This is a genomic window from Pseudomonas sp. SCB32, assembly GCF_009189165.1.
Classification (GTDB): domain Bacteria; phylum Pseudomonadota; class Gammaproteobacteria; order Pseudomonadales; family Pseudomonadaceae; genus Pseudomonas.
On the sequence record NZ_CP045118.1, the window covers coordinates 4074137 to 4094656 of the forward strand.

Here is a 20520-nt window from a genome sequence, read left to right on the forward strand (position 1 = left end):
AAATCGCACGCATAAAAAAATGCGAGGGTGGCCTGGAAACCACCCTCGCATTTTTTATATCCCGCAACGGGAGACGCACGCTCACACCCGGCAGGAATACCTGAGCCGACTACGGCATGAGCCCCCACGAAGTCGGCGAACGGAGACGCCTTAGCTCCCTCTGGGAGGCGGAACGTTCTGGCGCGAACCGCGATCCAGCTCCACCCAGGTGGACTCGGCCGGTTCATCGTTGCCGTTGAGCCCGTGCTTGAGCGCGTACATCAGTAGATCCATGCGGTTGATGAGATCCAGCTTCTGATAAATGCTGCTGAGGTGGTTGTGCACCGTGTGCTCGCTGATGCCCAGGCGCTCGGCGATGCTGATGTACTTGGCAGACGGTTCCTCGACGATCGCGCGAATCAGCTCCCGCTCGCGCAGCGTCAGCCGAGCCTGCTTGGCCTGCTCCAGATTGCAGTTCAAAGGCACATGATCGCTGGCGGCGTAGCCGGAAAGCCCGCCGGCCCAGGCCCTGTCCAGCCCGATGTCGCGATGGTGGACATTGATGATGGCCTGGATGATCGACTCCGTCGGATCTTCCGCCAGCACGACGCCACGTGCACCTGCCTCTATCGCCTGGGCAACGGGGACGGACTCGTACAACCCCTTGAGCACCAGCACTTTCATCTCGGCACTGCGGGTGAGCTCCGCGACGACTTCCAGCGGGTTCAGGGCATCCGGAAAGAAGCTGAAAAAGATGACATCGGGGCGCAGCTGGTCGGCGAGATCCAGCGCATAGGCATAGGTAGTGGCCTGGCCGCCCACTTCCATCCGGGGTCGCCTGGCATTGATCAAATCATGCAGGCCGACAAGAACGAGCGGGCGACAATCGATCAGCATCACGCGGATTGGTTTCCTGTGGTCAGGCATTTTCTTCTGACCTCCTCGAACGATGAAGCATGGCCTCATTCCCGCAGGACTTCCGGGAAAAGCGATTCGCTCACCCGGCCACTGCGATTGGCGGACAGGCGCGAGCGCCGACAAGGCTGGACTGTGCCGCTCGGGTTTGAGGGAACAAGAGAGGGTTGGCCGTGAAGAAACGTCCATCCGCTGAACCAGCAGAGGTTGCGGACATTTCCAGAGCCGGGGAGTGCCGTCGAGACGAAAGGAATGGGAATAGCTACCGCAAGCCCAGGAAGCTGCGCTCTCTCGACCGGTCAACAGAGTCTAGGCCAGCCTCCTCATCCGGCATCGACCCAGGCTGCGCGCGGGCTGCCCGGATGGCGCTCCAGAGAGAAGAAAAAGATCGCATTTAAATCAATCATTTAGATAGTCAGTCAACGACCAGAATCCCCACTCCATCAGGGGCAAATACGTCAATTAACCGACGAAAGGCTTGCGAAAGAAGAAAAATGATAATTACGTCAAATTATCGCCAAAGCCCGCCCCGCTCATCCCCGCATAGCCAGACCTCGGCGAAACCGGCGAATCACCGGAAACGCCCCACCCTGGCGGATTAGCTCAGCGGCGCATGATGTCCTGGACGGAGCGGCTGGGGCTCAACCAGCCATTCACGCTTTCGACACTTTCGACCGGCGCTTTTCCAGCCCAGCGGTTGAGGGTGAACACGTTGCTGAGGAAATCGTACTGCGTCTTGAGCAGATCACGCCGGGCGCGGAACTCATTGCGTACCGCGGACAACACATCGACGGCGTTGACCATGCCATAGCTCATCCCCTTCTCCGCCGCCACCCGGGACAGCTGCGCCGATGACAGGGCCAGGCGGCTCGCCTCGATCTTCTCGCCATTGGAGTTGGCGGTCAGGTAAGCGCTGGTGATCTCCTTGACCACCCGACGGCGAATTTCTTCCAGTTGCTCTTCGGCAACCACCTGGTCCTGGTAGAGCCCGCGGACCCGCGCCGAGGTCGAACCGCCGCTGTAGATCGGTACCTGAACGCCGACTCCCGCGACATAACTGTCGGTACGCGGCGCCAGAGAGTTGTTGTAGCCCTCGTTGGTCTGCTGGGCGCTCAGGTTCAGGCTCACGGTCGGGTAGTGCCCGCCTTCGCCGCTGCGCAATGCCGCCTCCGCGGCTTCCACGCCGCTCTCGCTGGCCTTGAGTGCCGGGTTCTGCGCTATCCCCTCACGGACCCAGGTTTCCAGGCTTTGTGCCGATACCTGCATGTGCACGTCATCGCGAATCCGACTGAGCTTCTCCTTGACGGGCCGACCGACGATTTCCGCCAATGCCTCGCGACTGATGGTGGCCTCGTTGCGGGCTTCCAGCTCCTGCGCGGCGAGCAGATCCACCCGCGCCTTGAGGTCGAGCTGATCGGTCACCAGTGCCAGCTGCTTTTCGTACAACGCATTGACCCGATCCAGGCTTTCCTGCGTGGTTCGACGCTCCGCCCTCACCAACTCCAGTTCATCCTCGGCCGCCAACGCGGTGAAGTATCGCCGCGCCAATTCCACGGTGGCCTCCGCCTGGGCGTCCAGCGCTTCCGATTCGGACTGTTTGGCCAGGCTCTTGAACTTCTGGTAGTTCTCCCACGCAGCCTTGTTGTAGAGATACTGACGCAGCACCAGGCTGTAGTCCTCGCTGTCGTAACTCTCCTGGACCAGGTCGCTTTCCTGGTGAATCCGGTTCGTCCCCGCGTTCAGCGATACTTGCGGCAGCAGCACGCCCATGGCCTCGGTCTGATGCTCCCGGCCCGCCTGTGCCTGGGCAAAGGAAGCCAGTACCTTCGGGTCCTCCAGCCGTGCCTCGTGATACAGCTGCAGGAGATCGGTGGAAACCGTCGAAGCACTGACCCCGCCCGAAGTTGCCGCAGCGGTCTGCGCCAGGGCGCTGCCTGCCGCCAGCATGAACGCCCCCGCCAACAGAATGACCGACGTGCCCATGGTCACTCCTCGATCATCGATTGAGCCAGGGCATTGCGGGCCGGCTGCATCAGGTACTGCAGCAACGTGCGGCGCCCCGTGATGATCAACACGTCCGCCGGCATCCCCGGCACCAGCTTGCGCTCACCCAGGGTGTGCACGCCATGTTCGGTTACCCGGACCCGCGCCAGATAATAGGCTGTCCCGCTCTTTTCATTGGTCAGGCGATCTGCCGATACGCTGCTGACCTCGCCCTCGATCACAGGCGTGGTCGCGGTGTTGAATGCACTGAAACGGATGTCGGCGCGCTTGCCGATGGCGATCCGGTCGATGTCCACCGGCGGCACCTGGGCCTCGATGATCAGCTCGGAAACCGATGGAACGATGTCCAGCAGCGGCGTCCCCGGGTGCACGACCCCACCTACGGTGTGCACGGTCATGCCAATCACCATGCCCGCATCGGGTGCGCGGATGACGATACGGCTGAGCCGGTCTTCCAGGGACGAGGCCTTCTCCCGCAGGTCGTAGATCCGGGTCTGGACCTCGGCCAACTGCTTGGCGACATCGGCATTGAAATCCTTGTCGACCTGCAGGATCTGCAGCTGTGTTTCGTTGATCTGCAGACGGGCCCGATTGATCGTAGCGCGGTGATCCGCCACCTCGGACTTGAGCATCTCCAGCTTGCGCTGCTGCTCGACCAGGCGCTGCTTGTCGACAAAGCCCTGCTTCAGCAAGTCGGACAGCTCGCCAATTTCTCCACTGTAGGATCTCTCCAGCTGGAGCTTGGTATCGATGACCGACTCCAGCCCGCTGATCTGTTGATTCAACTGGCCGATACGTTCACGCAGCACAGCGCTCTGTCCCTGCCTCGAACCTTGTCGGGCATTGAACACCAGCGTTTCGCTCTGGCGTGCTTCCACCCCCCGTGGACTGGTGAGATCGGCGAGTTCCCCGAAGTCGATCGCCGACAGCGAGTCGCGCTCGGCCTTGAGTCGCGCCTCCATGGCCTTGGCCGCGATCAGCTGACCACGAGTCATCTCGTATTCGAAGCGCAGCTGGGCATCATCGAGAACGATCAGCGGATCATCGCGTTTGACGATGTCACCGTCGTGGACCAGAACCTCTTTGACGATACCGCCTTCAAGGTGCTGAACCGTCTTGCGGTAGGTCTGCACCGTGACCACCCCCGGTGCGTAAACGGCCCCGTCCAGCGGCGCGAATGCCGCCCAAGTGCCGAACAGGCCGAAGGTCACCCCGACAATGGCAAGGCCCAGGCGGCGGATCTTGCGATCCGATACTGGCAGGTCGGCGAAGCTTTCAATTTGACGACTGGGCATCGTGGTCGTCCTTGCCGGTATCCACCGGTGCAATGCTGGCGCCAGCCGGCATGACGCGCTGCTGCGCATGCGCCTGCTGCTGTACCTGCTGCTTGGCGTTGAGCTCCGCCAGCACTTGGTCGCGCGGCCCGTAGAGCGTGATGATCCCGTCATTCATCAGCATGAGCCGGTCGAGTTGCGAGACGATGTTGGTGCGATGGGTAATGACGAATACGGTCGCGCCGGTCTGCTTGAGCTGCTGGATGGCGACTGCCAGGGCGCGATCGCCGACATCGTCCAGATTGGAGTTGGGCTCGTCGAGCACGATCAGCCGCGGGCTGCCGTACAGGGCTCGGGCCAGCCCGATACGCTGGCGCTGCCCTCCCGAGAGCATCACCCCCTCGCTGCCGATGACGGTGTCGTAGCCATCGGGCAACAACAGGATCATTTCGTGAACGCCTGCCATCCGGGCCGCCAGGATGACCTTCTCCGAATCGACTTCGGCGAAGCGGGCGATGTTCTCGCCAACGCTGCCTTCGAACAGCTCGATGTCCTGAGGCAGGTAACCGATGTGCGGACCCAGCTCATGCTTGTCCCAGGTGCTGATGTCGGCGCTGTCGAGCCTGACCACCCCGTGCAGCGGCGCCCACACCCCCATCAAGGACCTGACCAGGGTCGACTTGCCGGCGGCGCTCGGGCCGATGACACCGACCACACAACCGGCGGGCACGCTGAAACTGACATTCCTGATGATCGGGGTCCTGGAGCCGGGGGCCGCGACAATCAGCTCCTCGACCTGCACGTGCCCCTTGGGCGCAGGCAACGGCATGCGCTCGGGCTGGGCCTGCAGCTTGCCGAGAATGTCGTTCAGGCGGTTGTACTGCGAGCGAGCCGAAATGAAACCCTTCCAGCTGGCAATGAGCAGATCGATGGGCGCCAGTGCGCGCCCCAGCAGCACGGCCCCAGCGAACACCATGCCCGGCCCCACCTGGTGGTCCACCGCCAGGTACGCCCCCAACCCCAGCACCAGGGATTGCACCAGTAGCCGGAAAGTCCTGGACAGCGTACTGATGATGGCCCCTCTATCGCTCGCCTCGGACTGCAGCAGAAGAACGTTTCGCTGCCGACGTCCCCAGCGATCCATCAGGGTCTCCAGCATGCCCATGGACTCGATGACTTCGGCATTGCGCAGGTTTTTCGTGGTGTAGAGCGTCGCCCCGATATGCTCCTTGTTGGCCTGGGCCAGTGCCGGGGCCGTCAGCTTCTCATTGGCGTACGCCAGTAGAAGCAGCAACAGGGCACTGCCCACCGCCACCCAGCCGAACCAGGGGTGGAACAGGAACATCACCGCGATATAGATCGGCAACCAGGGCGCATCGAAAAAGGCGAACAGCCCACTGCCGGTGAGAAATTGCCGCAAGCCCGTCAGGTCGTTGAGTGGCTGCGCCGTGGCATCCATGCCGCCACTGTCGAGGGCGCGCTTGAAACCGGCCTTGTAGACCTGGCGACTGAGCAGTACATCGAGCCGGGTGCTGACCCGGACCATGATGCGCGAGCGAATCCACTCCAGGGAGCCGAGCGTGATCACCAGCAGGGTCATGATCAGCGTGAGCATGGCCAGGGTCGTCAGGCTTCCGCTGGTTATCACCCGCCCGTACACCTGAAGCATATAGAAGGTTGGAACGAGCATTAGCGCGTTGATGAACAAGCTGAAAAAGCCAACGAAGAGAAAACTCTCGCGACAGGCCTTCAACACACTATTGAGGTTTTCTTCCGGTGTGCTTCGCATAGCAACCGCGACTCGACAGGCCAACATTTGTGGAGCTTAGATCACGCCGAAAGACTCCGTGCGGCAACTGGCCAGCCCATCTCGGGTAGCGCAGATCGCCCCTGACGGCGCTTTGGCGCCACGGCGCACGGGCATAACCGGCAATGCGTCGCAGTACCAAAGGCGGCTGGAAACGAAGAAAGCCCGCACGATGCGGGCTTTTTTCATGGACAGGTGAGAAACATTTTTCGAACGCACGAACGAAAACGCCGCCCATAAGGGCGGCGTTTCGATTTTGGAGCGGGAAACGAGACTCGAACTCGCGACCCCGACCTTGGCAAGGTCGTGCTCTACCAACTGAGCTATTCCCGCATCAACTTTTTGCAACCTTCAGCTTTCGCCGAAGGGTAACGCCATTTCATTTTTCGGTCACCGCCGAAGCGATGATCGAGAATTTGGAGCGGGAAACGAGACTCGAACTCGCGACCCCGACCTTGGCAAGGTCGTGCTCTACCAACTGAGCTATTCCCGCAATGGCGTCCCCTAGGGGACTCGAACCCCTGTTACCGCCGTGAAAGGGCGGTGTCCTAGGCCACTAGACGAAGGGGACGCGGCCCGGAACTTACAACATCTTTCCGACTTCTTCGCTTTGCGTTTCCGCGTTTCGCGTCGAAGTGGCGCGCATTCTATGGACCCTTTGAGGGGTCGTCAACCCTCAGAAGAAAATTTTTTTAAATCAAAGACTTCTGGGTAAAAAGCGAGCGGCTGCTATCAGCGCTAGCACTAAGACATTACACTCGAGAAAAACCTTCGGGAGCTTTCCAGGTGTCGCCACTCGTCATTACCGTCCTGGTCCTCGTCGGCATCGCCCTGCTGGTTGCCATCGGCTACATCAACCATATGGTCGAGAACCGAAAGCTGGAACAGGCCCGACAGAAGGCCGATCTGCTCGACCGCTGTCGACGCTGCTCCGACATTTCCGAGTCCATGCCCGGCCAGTTCATGTCCCCGGCACTGAAGCTGCTGCTCAGCCGGTTCGAGCTGAACCTGGGCGAACGCCTGGTGGCCTTCGACAAGCAGAATACCCAGATAAAGGAGCGCATCGCCGAATTGCGCCCGCTCGTTGCCCAGGGCGAGTCCATCCCCGTGCGCAATGCGCCGCAGGCGATCCTCACCGAAGCCAAGGCCAAGGAAGTCCGCTTTATCTTCGAGAGCCTGCACGCCCAGCTCACCCGCTGCGCCCAGGACGGCCTGCTGCCACGCAACGAAGCCCAGCAGTGGGTCAAGGAAGTCCGCCACCTGCTCGCCCTTCTACATATAGAGTTCTTCGCCAACCTCGGTCAGCAGGCCCTGCAGCAGGGACAGCCAGGCCAGGCGCGGTTGGCCTTCGAGCGCGGCGTCCAGTACCTGAGCAAGCAGCAGGACGTTGGTCGCTACCAGGCGCCACTGCAGCAGATGCAAGCCCAGCTGGCCCGCGCCAACGCGATGGTGCTGGAAACCGCCCAGCCCGCCGCCGATGCCGATAGCACGTTGAACGATGGCCTCAAGGCCCTCGACGACGATGATCTGTGGAAGAAGAAGAACCTTTACGACGACTGACCCGTCGAATCAGCATATCCGGCCACCTACGCCCCAGGAGTCCTACATGAGCCTCGTAGTCTTCGGCGCCCCGCTCTCCCCCTTCGTTCGCAAGGTCCGTCTGTTCTGTGCCGAAAAGGGCATGGACTACCAGTTGGAGAACGTCAATCCGTTCAACCAGCCCGACTGGTACCGCGAACTCAACCCCCTGCGCCGCGTGCCGGCGATCCGTGACGGCGAGTTCACCCTCGCCGACTCCAGCGTCATCTGCCATTACCTGGAAGAGCGCGATCCGCAGCGCGCCCCGCTGTGCGGCGAAACTCCGCAGGCGAAGGCGCGCATCCGCTGGCTGGAGAAGTACGCCGACTACGAAGTCGCGCCGCTGGCCACCTTCACCGTGTTCCGCAACCGCCTGCTCAAGCCGCTGATGGGCAAGCTCTGCGATGAGGATGCGGTGAAAGGCGCGATGCAGGAAAAGCTGCCGGAGCACTTCGACTACCTGGAGAAATGCCTGGGCGCGAACGACTACTTCGTCGACAACCGTTTCAGCCTCGCCGACATGGCCATTGCCAGCCAACTGGTGAACATGCGCCACGGTGGCGAAGAGCTGGACGCCCAGCGCTGGCCCGCACTGGCCGCGCACTTCGAACGCATCGCCAGCCGCCCCACCCTGGCCACGATCCTCGAGGGCGAACAGCAGATCATCGCCAAGATCCTCGCCAAGCGCTGATCCAGGCGCCAACGAAAAAGCCCCGCAATTGCGGGGCTTTTTCATGGAATCGCGGATCAGCAGTCGGTCAGGCGCAGGAAGATCGCCACCAGCCGCTCGATGCCGGCCTGGTCGGCTGCGCTGAAGCGGCCGACCTTGGGGCTGTCCAGGTCCAGCACGCCGATCAGACGGCCGTCCTTGACCAGCGGCACCACCAGTTCGCTATTGGAAGCGCTGTCGCAGGCAATGTGGCCGGGGAAGGCATGCACGTCCTCGACCCGCTGGGACTCACGGGTGCGCGCCGCCGCACCGCACACGCCCTTGGTGAAGGGAATGCGCACGCAGGCGACCTTGCCCTGGAACGGGCCGAGCACCAGCTCCTCATTGCGATTGAGGTAGAAGCCGGCCCAGTTCAGGTCCGACAGTTCGTTGAACAGGAATGCCGAGAATTGTGCGGCGTTGGCGATTACGTCGCGCTCGTCGGCGAACAGCGACTCCGCCTGCGCGGCCAGCAGCTCATAGCCATCCAGGCCGGCACCGGCCTGTTGCAGATCGATCATGGGGTTTCTCCTTCCAGCAGTTGGCGGCCCACCCAGTAGCGGGCGAATTGGTAGGCGCAGCGGCCATTTCGATTGCCGCGCCCGAGAGCCCAGCGGATGGCCTCTTTCTCCAATGTTTCGTCCCAGTGCCAGCCGGCCAGGCCGGACTTCTGCGCCAGCGCCTCGATCCAGTGGCGAACCACGCTGAGGAAGTGTTCCTGGGTGAAGGGGTAGAAAGAGAGCCAAAGGCCGAAACGGTCGGACAGGGCAATCTTGTCCTCCACCGCTTCGTTGGGATGCAGTTCGCCGTCGACCATCTGCCAGTTCTCGTTGTCGCTCTGTCTTTCCGAGACCAGATGGCGGCGATTCGAGGTCGCGTACAGCAGCACGTTGTCCGGTGCCTGTTCCAGGGAACCGTCGAGCACGCTCTTGAGCACCCGGTAGTCGCCCTCGCCGGCATCGAACGAGAGGTCGTCGCAGAACAGCACGAAGCGTTGCGGCAGACCGTGCAGTTGTTCGACAACACGCGGCAGGTCGGCCAGGTGATCGCGCTCGATCTCGATCAGGCGCAGCCCCTCGCCAGCCAGCTCGGCCAACAGCGCACGCACCAGGGAGGATTTGCCGGTGCCCCGCGCACCCCACAGCAAGGCATGGTTGGCGGGCTTGCCGGCGACGAACTGACGGGTGTTGCGCGCCAGCTGGTCACGCTGCGTGTCGACGCCCAGCAGGTCGTCCAGGCGCAGGTCGAGGCTGACCTCCAGAGGCTGCAGATAACCACTGCGCCCATCGCGGTGCCAGCGCGCGGCCAGGCTGCGCTGCCAATCGACGGGCGCTTGCAATGCCGGCAGCAAAGGCTCCAGGCGCGCCAGCACCGACTCGGCGCGCGCGAGAAAATCGTTCAGACGGGAATCCATGCGGGTCTCCACGGATCGTTCGAGGTTTGGCTACGGACGATGCCGACAGGCGGTTGCGATCGGCTATGCTACGCCGCAGGAAAGCTTTTGCGAGGCGATGCTACGCACTCCATGGATATTGCGCTCACCCATCGCCTCTCGTTCAAGCAGGCCAGCCTGACCGTGCTGGTGGCGTTCCTGCTGGGGACGCTGCTCAGCCTCATCCAGGTTGCCGTCGATTATGCCAGCCAGGACGCCTCCATCAACCGCGAAGTTCGCGCCTTGCTGGATGTCAGCCACAACCCCGCCGCACGCATCGCCTACAACATCGACGCCGAACTGGCGCAGGAGCTGGTGGTTGGCCTGCTGCGCTCGCCAGCGGTGATCCGCGCCGAGATCATCGACAACGCTGGCACGCCCCTGGCCAGTGCCAATCGCCCGCTCGCAGAGAGCCATCTGCGCAGCCTGAGCGACTTCCTCTTCGGCGAGCAGCGCAGTTATGAGGAGCCACTGTTCGTCGATCACGCACCCAGCGAATCCCTCGGCGTGCTGCGCCTGGAGATCGACACCTTCGTGTTCGGCAACGACTTCCTGCGCCGCGCCGGCATGACCTTCATCTCCGGTTTCATCCGCAGCCTGCTGCTGTCGCTGATCCTGCTGGTACTGTTCTACGCGCTGCTGACCAAGCCACTGGTGAGCCTGATCGACGCCCTCAGCCGTCACGACCCGCGCTCGCCCTCGCGCTTGCGCCTGCCCTGCCCGCACGGCCACGAGCGTGACGAGATCGGCGTGCTGGTGGAGGTCACCAATCGCCAGCTCAACCGCATCTCGGTGGAAATGGAGCAGCGCCGCGAGGCCGAAGACCGCCTGACCCAGTACCTGGAAGAGCTGGAAAGCATCGTCGCCGCCCGCACCGCCGAGCTGAAGGCCGCGAATGCTCGACTCACCCTGTCCAACCAGGAACTGGAGCACGCCCGGCAGACCGCCATGGGCATGGCCCAGGCACGCGGCAGCTTCCTGGCCAACATGAGCCACGAGATCCGCACCCCGCTCAACGGCCTGCTGGGCATGCTCGGCCTGGCCCTGGATGGCCCGCTGACCACCGAGCAGCGCCAGCAGCTGTCCATCGCCCATGACTCCGGCAAGGTGCTGCTGGAGTTGCTCAACGATGTGCTCGACCTGTCCAAGTTCGAGGCTGGCCAACTGGAACTGGAAAAGATCCCCTTCGACCTGGGCACCCTGGTGGAAGACACCGCCAGCCTGCTGTCGCAGAACGCCGCGCCTGCGGTGGAACTCACCTGCCTGATCAGTCCGCAGTTGCCGGCACAGCACTCCGGGGACCCGACGCGGGTGCGTCAGGTGGTGAGCAACCTGCTGTCCAATGCCTTGAAGTTCACCCGACTGGGACGCGTCGATGTGCGCGTAGAACCGCAGGGCCATGGTGTGCGCATCAGCGTGCGCGACACCGGTATCGGCATCGCCGCTGAAGCCCTGCAGAAAATCTTCCAGCCCTTCACCCAGGCCGACGCCGGTATTGCCCGCCAGTACGGTGGCACCGGACTCGGCCTGGCGCTGACGCGCAAGCTGTGCGAGGCGATGAAGGGCGAACTGATGGTGACGTCCGAGCCCGGGTTTGGCAGCGAATTCGTCGCCACCCTGCCTCTGCAGGCGCTGGAGCCGGCCCCGCCGCCACAGCCCCTGGATGGCAAGCTCATCGTGCAATGCGCCGCCAGCAGCGGCCTGGCGGCACTGCTGGAGAACTGGCTGCCGCACTGGAACATCGAGTACCGGCGCCTGGACATCGACGCGAGCCTTGCCGGCGTTGAGCTGGACGCACTGCTCTCGGATTGCCCGGACTGCCTGATCACCCTGCGTCGGCATCTGGCCAAGCCAGTCCTGCTGGTTACCGCCTATGGCAACTTCCTCGAACCACCACTGGCCCAGCGCCTGGCGCCCTTGCGCCAGCTGGCCCGCCCGCTGTCACGGGCAGTGCTGTACCAGGCACTCAAGCAGGCTTTCGAGCATCAACCGCTGCCGGCCTCCACCGACGCCAATGCCGCACAGGCGGAGCGCTTCTCGGCACGGGTGCTGCTGGTGGAGGACAATCCGGTCAACCAGTTGGTGGCCAAGGGGCTGCTGCAGAAACTCGGCTGTGTCGTCGCCGTCGCCGCCAATGGCGAAGAAGCGCTCGCACAACTGGGCGATGGCACCTTCGATCTGGTGCTGATGGACTGCAACATGCCGGTCATGGACGGCTACCAGGCCACCCAGGCGATTCGTGAAAGCGAATGCTGGCCGGGCCTGCCGGTCATCGCCCTGACCGCCAACGTCCTGCCGGACGAGCGCGAACGCTGTCGCGCCGCCGGCATGGACGACTACCTGGCCAAGCCTTTCCACCGCGACGAACTGGCGGCGATTCTGGAGCGCTGGGTCGATCATCGCCCGCGCGGCTGAGCTCAGCCCTCCAGCCTGGCGAGTTGCATCAGCAGCGAATCCAGCTGCTCGCGCAGGCCGTCGGTGACGCTCAGGTCCAGGCCGCTGCGGCAGAGCAGGTCTTTGCGCAGCGGCAGCACCTTGTCGCGCAACGCGATGCCCGACGAGGTCAGCCCCAGATGCACTTCCCGCTCGTCATGCCGCGCCCGGCGACGCTCGACCAGGCCCAACTGTTCCAGGCGCTTGAGCAGCGGTGTCAGGGTGCCGGAATCCAGCATCAGCCGTTCGCCCAGCGCCTTCACCGACGGCTGCGCTGGCGGCTCGGCCTGCCACTCCCAGAGCACCAGCATCGCCAGGTACTGCGGATAGGTCAGGCCAAGCGCCTCCAGCATCGGCCGGTAGCCGCGGATTACCGCACGGGACAAAGCGTACAGGCGAAAGCACAGCTGGTTGTCCAGCTGTAGCTCCGCCGGCAGGGATGCAACATCTTTCATCACAGCAGCGCTTCGATCTCGGCGGACAGTTGCTCGGGCTTGGTGGTCGGGGCAAAGCGCTTGACCACCTTGCCGTCCTTGCCGATCAGGAACTTGGTGAAGTTCCACTTGATGCCCTGGCTGCCCAGCAGACCCGGCGCACGCTGCTTCAGCTGCACGTAGAGCGGGTGGGCCTCGGCGCCGTTGACGTCGATCTTCTTGAACAACGGGAAGCTGACGCCGAAGTTCAGCTCGCAGAACTGGGTGATCTCCCCTTCGCTGCCCGGCTCCTGCTTGCCGAACTGGTTGCAGGGGAAGCCGAGCACCACCAGGCCCTTGTCCTTGTACTGCCGCCACAGCGCTTCCAGGCCCTTGTACTGGGGGGTGAAGCCGCACTGGCTGGCGGTGTTCACCACCAGCAGCGCCTTGCCGCCGAAATCGGCGAGGGTCTTCTGTTCGCCCTTGATGGTGGTCACGGGAATGTTCAGCAGTGCATCGCTCATCGGGCTTGGCTCCAGCGGATAGTGGGAACTCAAAGAATAGTGATCAATTAAATTGTGAGCAATTCAATTGGTCATGAATCACCCAGTGAAATAGCGGGGCATCACGCTTCCCGTAGGAGCGGGCCATGCCCGCGAACCGGCCGGAAGGCCGGAATCATCCGTTGGCGACAGACGTCGGCCATGGAGTTCAGCGACAACAGCGGACTTTGTCCGCTGATCGCGGGCATGGCCCGCTCCTACCGATAAACACCGTGCAAGCGTCCAAAGAAAAGGCCCGCTCGGTGGCGGGCCTTCGCGTCACTCTTTCGGCAACAGCTTCAACGACGCCGAATTGATGCAGTAGCGCAGCCCGGTCGGCCGCGGGCCGTCGGGGAAGACGTGGCCCAGGTGCGCATCGCACTTGCCGCAACGCACCTCGATGCGGTGCATGCCGTGGCTGAAGTCTTCAAGCTCCTTGACCACCTCGCCGTTCACCGGCTGGAAGTAACTCGGCCAGCCGCTGCCCGAATCGTACTTCGCGTCGGAGTCGAACAGCGCGGTGCCGCAGCACACGCAGTGGTAGATGCCGGGGGTCTTGGTGTCGTGGTATTCGCCGGTGAAGGCGCGCTCGGTGCCGCCCAGACGGCAGATGTGGAACTGCTCGTCGGTGAGTTCGTCACGCCAGGAATCCAGGGGCTTTTCCAGCTTTTCCATCGATCTGCCTCCATTAATGGAAAAAATGCCCGATGCCTCCTTTTCCGGGAATCGGGCCGCACGTATGATGCGCGTGGTTAACGTCATGTTCAGAATCTGCCGCACAGAGACATTCTCGCGATAGAAAAGCCTTAAAAACTCTACTTTTTCGAGAAATCCACTGTTTTCCTGTCGATTTTCAGGGTCGACACCAGGGAAAAGCACTTCCGAACCGATCATTTGACGCCAGTCTGTCACCCGCGTTACAGCCTGCCAAGTCGCCGGCCGCGGACTATTTCGGAATCCCAGATCATGCAGGTCACCAAATCGAACAAGCTCGCCAACGTCTGCTACGACATTCGCGGGCCCGTGCTCAAGCACGCCAAACGCCTGGAAGAGGAAGGCCACCGCATCCTCAAGCTGAACATCGGCAACCCGGCGCCGTTCGGTTTCGAGGCGCCGGACGAAATCCTCCAGGACGTGATCCGCAACCTGCCCACCGCCCAGGGCTACAGCGACTCCAAGGGCCTGTTCAGCGCACGCAAAGCGGTGATGCAGTACTACCAGCAGAAGCAGGTGGAAGGCGTCGGCATCGAAGACATCTACCTGGGCAACGGCGTCTCCGAGCTGATCGTGATGGCACTGCAGGCACTGCTCAACAACGGTGACGAGGTGCTGATCCCGGCGCCCGACTACCCGCTGTGGACCGCCTCGGTAGCCCTGGCCGGCGGCAAGCCGGTGCACTACCTGTGCGACGAGCAGGCCGGCTGGTTCCCCGACCTCGCCGACATGAAGGCGAAGATCACCAGCAATACCAAGGCCCTGGTGCTGATCAACCCGAACAACCCCACTGGCGCGGTGTACTCCAAGGAAGTGCTGCTGGATATCGTCGAACTGGCGCGCCAGCACAATCTGGTGATCTTCTCCGACGAGATCTACGACAAGATCCTCTATGACGAGGCCCAGCACATCTCCACCGCGTCGCTGGCGCCGGACGTGCTCTGCCTGACCTTCAACGGCCTGTCCAAATCTTATCGCGTCGCCGGCTTCCGCTCCGGCTGGATCGCCATTTCCGGTCCCAAGCACAAGGCGCAGAGCTACATCGAGGGCCTGGATATCCTGGCCAACATGCGCCTGTGCGCCAACGTGCCGAGCCAGCACGCGATCCAGACCGCGCTGGGCGGCTACCAGAGCATCAACGACCTGGTGCTGCCGGGCGGGCGCCTGCTGGAACAGCGCAACCGCGCCTGGGAACTGCTCAACGACATTCCCGGCGTCAGCTGCGTGAAACCCATGGGCGCGCTCTACGCCTTCCCGCGCATCGACCCGAAGGTCTGCCCGATCCACAACGACGAGAAATTCGTCCTCGACCTGCTGCTTTCCGAGAAGCTGCTCATTGTTCAAGGCACCGCTTTCAACTGGCCCTGGCCGGATCACTTCCGGGTGGTTACCCTGCCCCGTGTCGATGACCTGGAACAGGCCATCGGCCGCATCGGCAACTTCCTGAAAACCTATCGCCAGTGACTCGATGGACCTCCAGATCGACGACTTCTACAAGGACATCGCAGCGGGCCTGCTGATGCTCTACCAGGCCTTCCCGCGCAAGATCGCCCTCTACGTCGAGGACCTGATCGGCCGGGAAGAGCCCGATGAGTTCGGCCTGCCCAGCCAGCGCCACCAGAGTTGCCTGGGGGCCCTGCTGTGGTTGGCGGACGAGGGCTATCTGCGCTTCGAGACAACCATTCGTTACGAAGCGCTGGACCAGGCAGTACTCAGCGAAAAGGCCTTCATGCGCCTGACCCGCATCATCCCCCACGCGGTGCGCGCCGGCGAGGAGCTGCCACCCAGCGTGCGCCGCGAGCAGGCGTCACTGATCAACCAGCTGCGCGAGGCACTCGCCAGCCGTCACAGTGACCGCATCGCACGTTTGACCCGTCTATTCTTCGAGAGTGACCTCGGACGGCCGAACGACACAGTTTGAAATAGTCCCCGAGTTGAATCACCTCGGGGGCAACCGTATATACCCCGCATACTATTGAGCGATCCTGGGTTCCGATGTGCCCAGCGATCCGGAGAGCCGCGCTCCCAAGTGGTTCTCCCCTAATCCAGCCGTGAGGAGAAGCTTTACGCCATGATGCGCATCCTGTTGTTCCTGGCCACCAACCTGGCAGTTCTGGTGATCGCCAGCATCACCCTGAAACTGCTCGGCGTGGACCGATTCACCGGCCAGAATTACGGTAGCCTTCTGATCTTCTGCGCCGTCTTCGGCTTCGCCGGCTCCCTGGTTTCGCTGTTCATCTCCAAGTGGATGGCGAAGATGAGCACCGGCACCGAGATCATCAGCCAGCCGCGCACCCGTCATGAGCAGTGGCTGCTGCAGACCGTGGAAGAGCTGTCCCGCGAGGCCGGCATCAAGATGCCGGAAGTGGGCATCTTCCCCGCCTACGAAGCCAACGCCTTCGCCACCGGCTGGAACCGCAACGACGCACTGGTCGCGGTCAGCCAGGGCCTGCTGGAGCGCTTCTCGCCTGAAGAAGTCAAAGCCGTGCTGGCCCACGAGATCGGCCACGTGGCCAACGGCGACATGGTCACCCTGGCGCTGATCCAGGGCGTGGTGAACACCTTCGTGATGTTCTTCGCGCGCATCTTCGGCAACTTCGTCGACAAGGCCATCCTGAAGAACGAAGACGGCCCAGGCATCGGCTACTTCATCGCGACCATCTTCGCCGAACTGGTCCTGGGCATCCTGGCCAGCATCATCGTCATGTGGTTCTCGCGCAAACGCGAATACCGCGCCGACGAAGCCGGCGCTCGCCTGGCCAGCACCGGCGCGATGATCGCCGCCCTGCAACGCCTGCGCGCCGAACAGGGCGTGCCGGTGCAGATGCCCGACACGCTGCAGGCCTTCGGCATCAACGGCAATCTCAAGCACGGCCTCGCCGGCCTGCTCATGAGCCACCCGCCGCTGGAAGACCGCATCGAAGCCCTGCGCGCCGCTGCTCGCTAAGGCTCGAAGCAACAAAAAAGGGCGACCCTCGGGTCGCCCTTTTTCATGCCGGCGAGTCAGCCGCGTCGCAGCGCGAATACCACCTCGTCGAGCCGGGTGACGCCGTTCTTGAGGAACTTGGGACTCTCGGTCAACACATCGACGCGCTCCAGCTCATCGACCTGCCAACCCTCGGCGAAGTGCCGGCGCACCTCGTCATCCAGCACCGCAAAGGGCGGCCCGTCCATTTCCGCCTGCGGATACTCCAGGGTGACCAGCAGCCCGCGCATCTGCTGCGGCAGTATGCGCTGCAGGTGGATCGAGTAATCAGCGCGCATGTCCTCCGGCAGCGCGATCAGCGCCGCGCGGTCGTACAGGGCGCAGCAGTCGGCCACCTGCCCGGCGGTGACATCGAAGATATCGCCCTGGAGAATCTCCAGCCGCTCGAAACGGTAGCGGCGCAGCGTCCCCTCCTCGGTGATCTCCGGCTCGACGCCCAGCTCGGCGAAGAAGTCCACTGCGGCGCGCTCCGCCAGCTCGACGCCCAGCACGCGATAGCCCCATTGCGCCAGCCAGAGCATGTCCAGGCTCTTGCCGCACATCGGTACCAGCACCTGCGACTCCACTGGCACACCCAGGGTCGCCCACTGACGATCCAGACCAGGGTTCACCTTCTGCTGGTGAAAGCCAATCTCATTGCGCGCCCAGCGCGCCTGCCAGAATTCATGTTGCATGAAGCACCTGCTCGATTGCTGCGCCACGCGAGGCAGTCAGCAGTGCCACCCGGCACCACCCCTCGCGCCAAATCTTCCACCTCGACGCACGTCTGTCGCGCTGGCTCGCCCTACCGGGCCGACCTGCTGCACGACTGAACACGCCATCTGCTTCGGAAATTTCCACAAACTCTACCGCATCGACCGACAGACATCCTCCAAATACACCCAGCAACAGCCCGCCCGACTGATCTGCAACTCAGTTGGCATTCCGAGCGCCCGGCACTGACGGTGCGGCAGCAACGCATCTCTGAAGTCGATCATTCCGGTCGAAAACCCATACTGGTCTTCGATCTGTTCCAGCGAGAAGATAGGGTCATCCATGTAGCGAGGTTCATCATGCTGCCTACCCTGTTCATCTCCCACGGCTCCCCCATGCTGGCCCTGGACCCCGGCGCCAGCGACGCTCCACTCAAGCGCCTGGCCCACGAACTGCCAAGGCCCAAAGCGATTCTGGTGGTTTCCGCCCACTGGGAAACTCCGGACCTGCGCGTCACCGCCGCTGCCCAGCCGGCGACCTGGCACGACTTCTACGGCTTCCCGGCGGAACTCTACGCCGTACAGTACCCAGCCGCCGGCTCACCGGCGCTGGCAGCCCGGGTTGCCGAGCTGCTGGCGAAGGACGGCCTGCCGGCCACCCTCGACGCCGAACGCCCGCTGGACCACGGCACCTGGGTACCGCTGAGCCTGATGTACCCGCAGGCGGACATTCCGGTGGTGCAACTGTCGCTGCCCACCCGCCTCGGCCCGCAGATGCAGGACCGCGTCGGCAAGGCGCTGCAGGCACTGCGTGAGGAAGGCATCCTGCTGATCGGCTCGGGCAGCATCACCCATAACCTGGGCGAGCTGAACTGGCGTGCCGGGCCGGAGGTCATCGAGCCCTGGGCCAAGGCCTTCCGCGACTGGATGGGCGATCGCCTGGCCGCCAACGATGACGCCGCACTGTTCGACTACCGCAAGCAGGCACCCTGGGCCACCCGCAATCACCCCAGCGACGAACACCTGCTGCCGCTGTACTTTGCCCGTGGAGCAGGCGGTACACCGATGACCGTGGAGCACGCCGGCTTCACCCTCGGCGCGCTGGGCATGGATATCTACCGCTTCGGCTGAAGCTCACTGACCTGCAGGAGCGCCCCATAGGCGCGATCGCGGGCATGGCCCGCTCCTACAGGGAAAGCCACCCCAAACCCTGGAAACGAAAAAGCCCCGCCAAGGCGGGGCTTTTTCATGCGCGGGAGACTGACGGATCAGTCTTCGCGGTAGCGGCGCAGGCGCAGCGCCTTGCCAGCGACGCGGGTGTCCTTGAGCTTGGTCAGCAGGCGGTCGAGGTTCTCTTCCGGCAGCTCGATCAGGCTGAAGGTCTCGCGGATCTGGATACGGCCGATGGCCTCGCGGGACAGGCCGCCCTCGTTGAGGATGGCGCCCAGCAGGTTCTTCGCCTGCACGCCATCACGGGCGCCCAGGGCGGTACGGCAACGGGACTTGCCTTCCGACGGCGGGGCCATCGTGCGGGGCGCGCCGCTGCGTTCCGGACGGTCGCCGCGCTCAGGACGATCACCACGCTCGCTGCGCTCGTAACGGTCGCTGCGCTCACGCGGGGCGGCCGGGGTCAGCGGCTGTTCGCGGCGAACCGATTCCAGGTCCAGCGCCTTGCCTTCGGTCAGCTTGGCCAGCAGCACGGCAGCCAGGGTGTCCATGTCGGTACCCAGGCGACGGCACAGCTCGTCACGTACGGCGCCACGGCTGGCAACGGCGTTGGCCAGCAGCGGTTGCAGGCCGGTGGCCAGGCGGTTCAGGCGCGCTTCGAGCACGGTGTCGGCGTCCGGCAGGCGAACTTCGCCGACCTTCTGACCGGTCACACGCTCGATCACCTGCAGCATGCGGCGCTCGCGCGGAGTCACCAGCAGCAGGGCGCGGCCTTCGCGACCGGCACGGCCGGTACGGCCGATACGGTGTACGTAGGATTCCGGATCGTAGGGCATGTCCACGTTCAGTACGTGGGTGATGCGCGCCACGTCGAGGCCGCGGGCGGCGACGTCGGTGGCGATGACGATGTCCAGCGAGCCGTCCTTCAGGGACTCGATCACGCGCTCACGCTGGGCCTGCGGCATGTCGCCGTTCAGCGCGGCGGCACGGTAGCCCTGGCGCTCGAGCAACTCGGCGATGTCCAGGGTGGCCTGCTTGGTGCGGACGAAGCCGATCAGGGCGTCGAACTGCTCGACTTCCAGCAGACGCAGGATCGAGGCCGGCTTCTGGTCGGCGTGGACCATCAGGTGCACCTGCTCGATGCGGGCGACGGTCTGGGTCTTGGCAGCGATGCGGACGTGCTTGGGCTCTTTCAGGTGGCGTTCGGCGATGCTGCGGATCGAGGCCGGCAGGGTCGCGGAGAACAGCACGGTCTGGCGGCTGGCCGGCATGGCTTCGAAGATCACTTCGAGGTCATCCATGAAGCCGAGCTTGAGCATCTCGTCCGCTTCGTCGAGGACCAGGCGCTCGACGGTGGAGAGCAGGTTCTCGTCGCGACGCAGGTGGTCGCACAGACGGCCCGGCGTGGCGACCAGAACCTGGGCGCCCTGGCGCAGAGCCTTCAGCTGCGGGCCCATGGGGGCGCCACCGTAAACGGCGACGACGCCAACGCCCGGCATCTGCTTGGAGTAGGTTTCGCAAGCGGTAGCAACCTGCAGGGCCAGCTCGCGGGTCGGAACCAGCACCAACACCTGGGGTACGCGGCGGCTCGGTTCGATCTTCGACAGCAGCGGCAGCGCAAAGGCAGCGGTCTTGCCGGTACCGGTCTGGGCCTGGCCGATCATGTCGTGGCCTTCGAGGATCACCGGGATCGACTGGGCCTGGATCGGCGACGGCTCTTCGTAACCGACAGCGGCAATGGCAGCGAGAATACTGGGGTGAATACCGAGCGCGGCGAAGCCGGCGGTTTCCTGGGTCATGGGTTTTGCCTCTAAGTACATCCGCAAAGACCCAATAGCCGAGCTGCGCATGCCCTGTACGACAATGAAGTCACCC

17 protein-coding genes, 3 tRNA genes and 1 pseudogene are annotated in these 20520 nt (G+C 63.5%); 7 read left to right on the top strand and 14 right to left on the bottom strand.

The window, feature by feature from the left end:
- Positions 1-150: 150 nt before the first annotated feature.
- The 7 genes from GA645_RS18540 to GA645_RS18570 form a co-directional block, all read right to left on the bottom strand.
- Positions 151-906 carry a response regulator transcription factor gene (locus GA645_RS18540; protein WP_152224448.1) on the bottom strand — a complete coding sequence of 252 codons (756 nt, stop codon included), beginning with the start codon at positions 904-906 and terminating at the stop codon, positions 151-153.
- A gap of 591 nt (positions 907-1497) precedes the next feature.
- Positions 1498-2877, bottom strand: coding sequence for a TolC family outer membrane protein (locus tag GA645_RS18545; RefSeq protein WP_152224449.1), 1380 nt, complete (start codon positions 2875-2877; stop codon positions 1498-1500).
- A 2-nt stretch (positions 2878-2879) separates the two neighbouring features.
- Positions 2880-4193 (bottom strand): HlyD family type I secretion periplasmic adaptor subunit, encoded by a 1314-nt coding sequence (locus GA645_RS18550; protein WP_152224450.1) that lies wholly within the window; start codon positions 4191-4193, stop codon positions 2880-2882.
- Positions 4174-5961 carry a type I secretion system permease/ATPase gene (locus GA645_RS18555; protein WP_152224451.1) on the bottom strand — a complete coding sequence of 596 codons (1788 nt, stop codon included), beginning with the start codon at positions 5959-5961 and terminating at the stop codon, positions 4174-4176. Before GA645_RS18555 ends, GA645_RS18550 begins: the two co-directional genes overlap by 20 nt.
- A 275-nt stretch (positions 5962-6236) precedes the next feature.
- Positions 6237-6312, bottom strand: a tRNA-Gly gene (locus GA645_RS18560).
- Positions 6313-6396: 84 nt separating this feature from the next.
- A tRNA-Gly gene (locus GA645_RS18565) sits at positions 6397-6472 on the bottom strand.
- A 2-nt stretch (positions 6473-6474) separates the two neighbouring features.
- Positions 6475-6550: transfer RNA gene (locus GA645_RS18570), tRNA-Glu, on the bottom strand.
- 215 nt (positions 6551-6765) lie between these two features.
- On the opposite strand from GA645_RS18570, the gene GA645_RS18575 reads away from it, so the two are divergent.
- Together GA645_RS18575 and GA645_RS18580 are read left to right on the top strand one after the other, a co-directional pair.
- Entirely contained in the window at positions 6766-7539 is a 774-nt protein-coding gene (locus tag GA645_RS18575; protein ID WP_152224452.1) for a hypothetical protein, read from the top strand.
- 46 nt (positions 7540-7585) lie between these two features.
- Positions 7586-8248, top strand: a complete 663-nt coding sequence (locus GA645_RS18580; protein WP_152224453.1) for a glutathione S-transferase family protein — start codon at positions 7586-7588, stop codon at positions 8246-8248.
- Positions 8249-8304: 56 nt separating this feature from the next.
- Here the strand turns inward: GA645_RS18580 and GA645_RS18585 are convergent, their stop codons facing one another.
- Both GA645_RS18585 and GA645_RS18590 read right to left on the bottom strand, forming a co-directional pair.
- Complete coding sequence (locus GA645_RS18585; protein ID WP_152224454.1) at positions 8305-8787, bottom strand: GAF domain-containing protein; 483 nt, start codon at positions 8785-8787, stop codon at positions 8305-8307.
- Positions 8784-9680: an ATP-binding protein gene (locus GA645_RS18590; RefSeq protein ID WP_152224455.1), complete on the bottom strand. Its 897-nt coding sequence runs from the start codon at positions 9678-9680 to the stop codon at positions 8784-8786. Before GA645_RS18590 ends, GA645_RS18585 begins: the two co-directional genes overlap by 4 nt.
- A 111-nt stretch (positions 9681-9791) precedes the next feature.
- Between GA645_RS18590 and GA645_RS18595 the strand changes: the two genes are divergently transcribed.
- Positions 9792-12113 (top strand): ATP-binding protein, encoded by a 2322-nt coding sequence (locus tag GA645_RS18595; protein ID WP_152224456.1) that lies wholly within the window; start codon positions 9792-9794, stop codon positions 12111-12113.
- A 2-nt stretch (positions 12114-12115) separates the two neighbouring features.
- Here the strand turns inward: GA645_RS18595 and GA645_RS18600 are convergent, their stop codons facing one another.
- From GA645_RS18600 to msrB, 3 genes are all read right to left on the bottom strand, one after another.
- Positions 12116-12586: a MarR family winged helix-turn-helix transcriptional regulator gene (locus GA645_RS18600; protein ID WP_152224457.1), complete on the bottom strand. Its 471-nt coding sequence runs from the start codon at positions 12584-12586 to the stop codon at positions 12116-12118.
- On the bottom strand, positions 12586-13068 hold the full coding sequence (locus GA645_RS18605) for a glutathione peroxidase (RefSeq protein ID WP_152224458.1): 483 nt from the start codon (positions 13066-13068) through the stop codon (positions 12586-12588). The genes GA645_RS18600 and GA645_RS18605 overlap by 1 nt, the downstream gene beginning before the upstream one ends.
- Positions 13069-13365: 297 nt before the next feature.
- Positions 13366-13761, bottom strand: coding sequence for a peptide-methionine (R)-S-oxide reductase MsrB (gene msrB, locus GA645_RS18610; protein WP_152224459.1), 396 nt, complete (start codon positions 13759-13761; stop codon positions 13366-13368).
- 291 nt (positions 13762-14052) lie between these two features.
- Between msrB and GA645_RS18615 the strand changes: the two genes are divergently transcribed.
- From GA645_RS18615 to htpX, 3 genes are all read left to right on the top strand, one after another.
- Positions 14053-15264 carry a pyridoxal phosphate-dependent aminotransferase gene (locus GA645_RS18615; protein ID WP_152224460.1) on the top strand — a complete coding sequence of 404 codons (1212 nt, stop codon included), beginning with the start codon at positions 14053-14055 and terminating at the stop codon, positions 15262-15264.
- A gap of 4 nt (positions 15265-15268) precedes the next feature.
- Positions 15269-15721, top strand: a complete 453-nt coding sequence (locus GA645_RS18620; RefSeq protein ID WP_152224461.1) for a hypothetical protein — start codon at positions 15269-15271, stop codon at positions 15719-15721.
- A 150-nt stretch (positions 15722-15871) separates the two neighbouring features.
- Positions 15872-16747, top strand: coding sequence for a protease HtpX (gene htpX / locus GA645_RS18625; RefSeq protein WP_152224462.1), 876 nt, complete (start codon positions 15872-15874; stop codon positions 16745-16747).
- A 56-nt stretch (positions 16748-16803) separates the two neighbouring features.
- On the opposite strand, the gene GA645_RS18630 is transcribed toward htpX, so the two are convergent.
- Positions 16804-17460: a thiopurine S-methyltransferase gene (locus GA645_RS18630; RefSeq protein WP_152224463.1), complete on the bottom strand. Its 657-nt coding sequence runs from the start codon at positions 17458-17460 to the stop codon at positions 16804-16806.
- A 378-nt stretch (positions 17461-17838) separates the two neighbouring features.
- On the opposite strand from GA645_RS18630, the gene GA645_RS18635 reads away from it, so the two are divergent.
- Positions 17839-18609, top strand: a complete 771-nt coding sequence (locus GA645_RS18635; protein WP_152224464.1) for a class III extradiol ring-cleavage dioxygenase — start codon at positions 17839-17841, stop codon at positions 18607-18609.
- A 137-nt stretch (positions 18610-18746) separates the two neighbouring features.
- On the opposite strand, the pseudogene GA645_RS18640 reads toward GA645_RS18635, so the two are convergent.
- Positions 18747-20479 (bottom strand): annotated as a pseudogene (locus tag GA645_RS18640) (DEAD/DEAH box helicase).
- Positions 20480-20520 lie beyond the last annotated feature (41 nt).

What these genes read in the sequence shown, in the direction of transcription:
- GA645_RS18540 (WP_152224448.1), bottom strand. Translation starts at nt 906, where the DNA reads ATGCCTGACCACAGGAAACCAATCCGCGTGATGCTGATCGATTGTCGC.
- GA645_RS18545 (WP_152224449.1), bottom strand. Translation starts at nt 2,877, where the DNA reads ATGGGCACGTCGGTCATTCTGTTGGCGGGGGCGTTCATGCTGGCGGCA.
- GA645_RS18550 (WP_152224450.1), bottom strand. Translation starts at nt 4,193, where the DNA reads ATGCCCAGTCGTCAAATTGAAAGCTTCGCCGACCTGCCAGTATCGGAT.
- GA645_RS18555 (WP_152224451.1), bottom strand. Translation starts at nt 5,961, where the DNA reads ATGCGAAGCACACCGGAAGAAAACCTCAATAGTGTGTTGAAGGCCTGT.
- GA645_RS18580 (WP_152224453.1), top strand. Translation starts at nt 7,586, where the DNA reads ATGAGCCTCGTAGTCTTCGGCGCCCCGCTCTCCCCCTTCGTTCGCAAG.
- GA645_RS18585 (WP_152224454.1), bottom strand. Translation starts at nt 8,787, where the DNA reads ATGATCGATCTGCAACAGGCCGGTGCCGGCCTGGATGGCTATGAGCTG.
- GA645_RS18590 (WP_152224455.1), bottom strand. Translation starts at nt 9,680, where the DNA reads ATGGATTCCCGTCTGAACGATTTTCTCGCGCGCGCCGAGTCGGTGCTG.
- GA645_RS18595 (WP_152224456.1), top strand. Translation starts at nt 9,792, where the DNA reads ATGGATATTGCGCTCACCCATCGCCTCTCGTTCAAGCAGGCCAGCCTG.
- GA645_RS18600 (WP_152224457.1), bottom strand. Translation starts at nt 12,586, where the DNA reads ATGAAAGATGTTGCATCCCTGCCGGCGGAGCTACAGCTGGACAACCAG.
- GA645_RS18605 (WP_152224458.1), bottom strand. Translation starts at nt 13,068, where the DNA reads ATGAGCGATGCACTGCTGAACATTCCCGTGACCACCATCAAGGGCGAA.
- msrB (WP_152224459.1), bottom strand. Translation starts at nt 13,761, where the DNA reads ATGGAAAAGCTGGAAAAGCCCCTGGATTCCTGGCGTGACGAACTCACC.
- GA645_RS18615 (WP_152224460.1), top strand. Translation starts at nt 14,053, where the DNA reads ATGCAGGTCACCAAATCGAACAAGCTCGCCAACGTCTGCTACGACATT.
- GA645_RS18620 (WP_152224461.1), top strand. Translation starts at nt 15,269, where the DNA reads ATGGACCTCCAGATCGACGACTTCTACAAGGACATCGCAGCGGGCCTG.
- htpX (WP_152224462.1), top strand. Translation starts at nt 15,872, where the DNA reads ATGATGCGCATCCTGTTGTTCCTGGCCACCAACCTGGCAGTTCTGGTG.
- GA645_RS18630 (WP_152224463.1), bottom strand. Translation starts at nt 17,460, where the DNA reads ATGCAACATGAATTCTGGCAGGCGCGCTGGGCGCGCAATGAGATTGGC.
- GA645_RS18635 (WP_152224464.1), top strand. Translation starts at nt 17,839, where the DNA reads ATGCTGCCTACCCTGTTCATCTCCCACGGCTCCCCCATGCTGGCCCTG.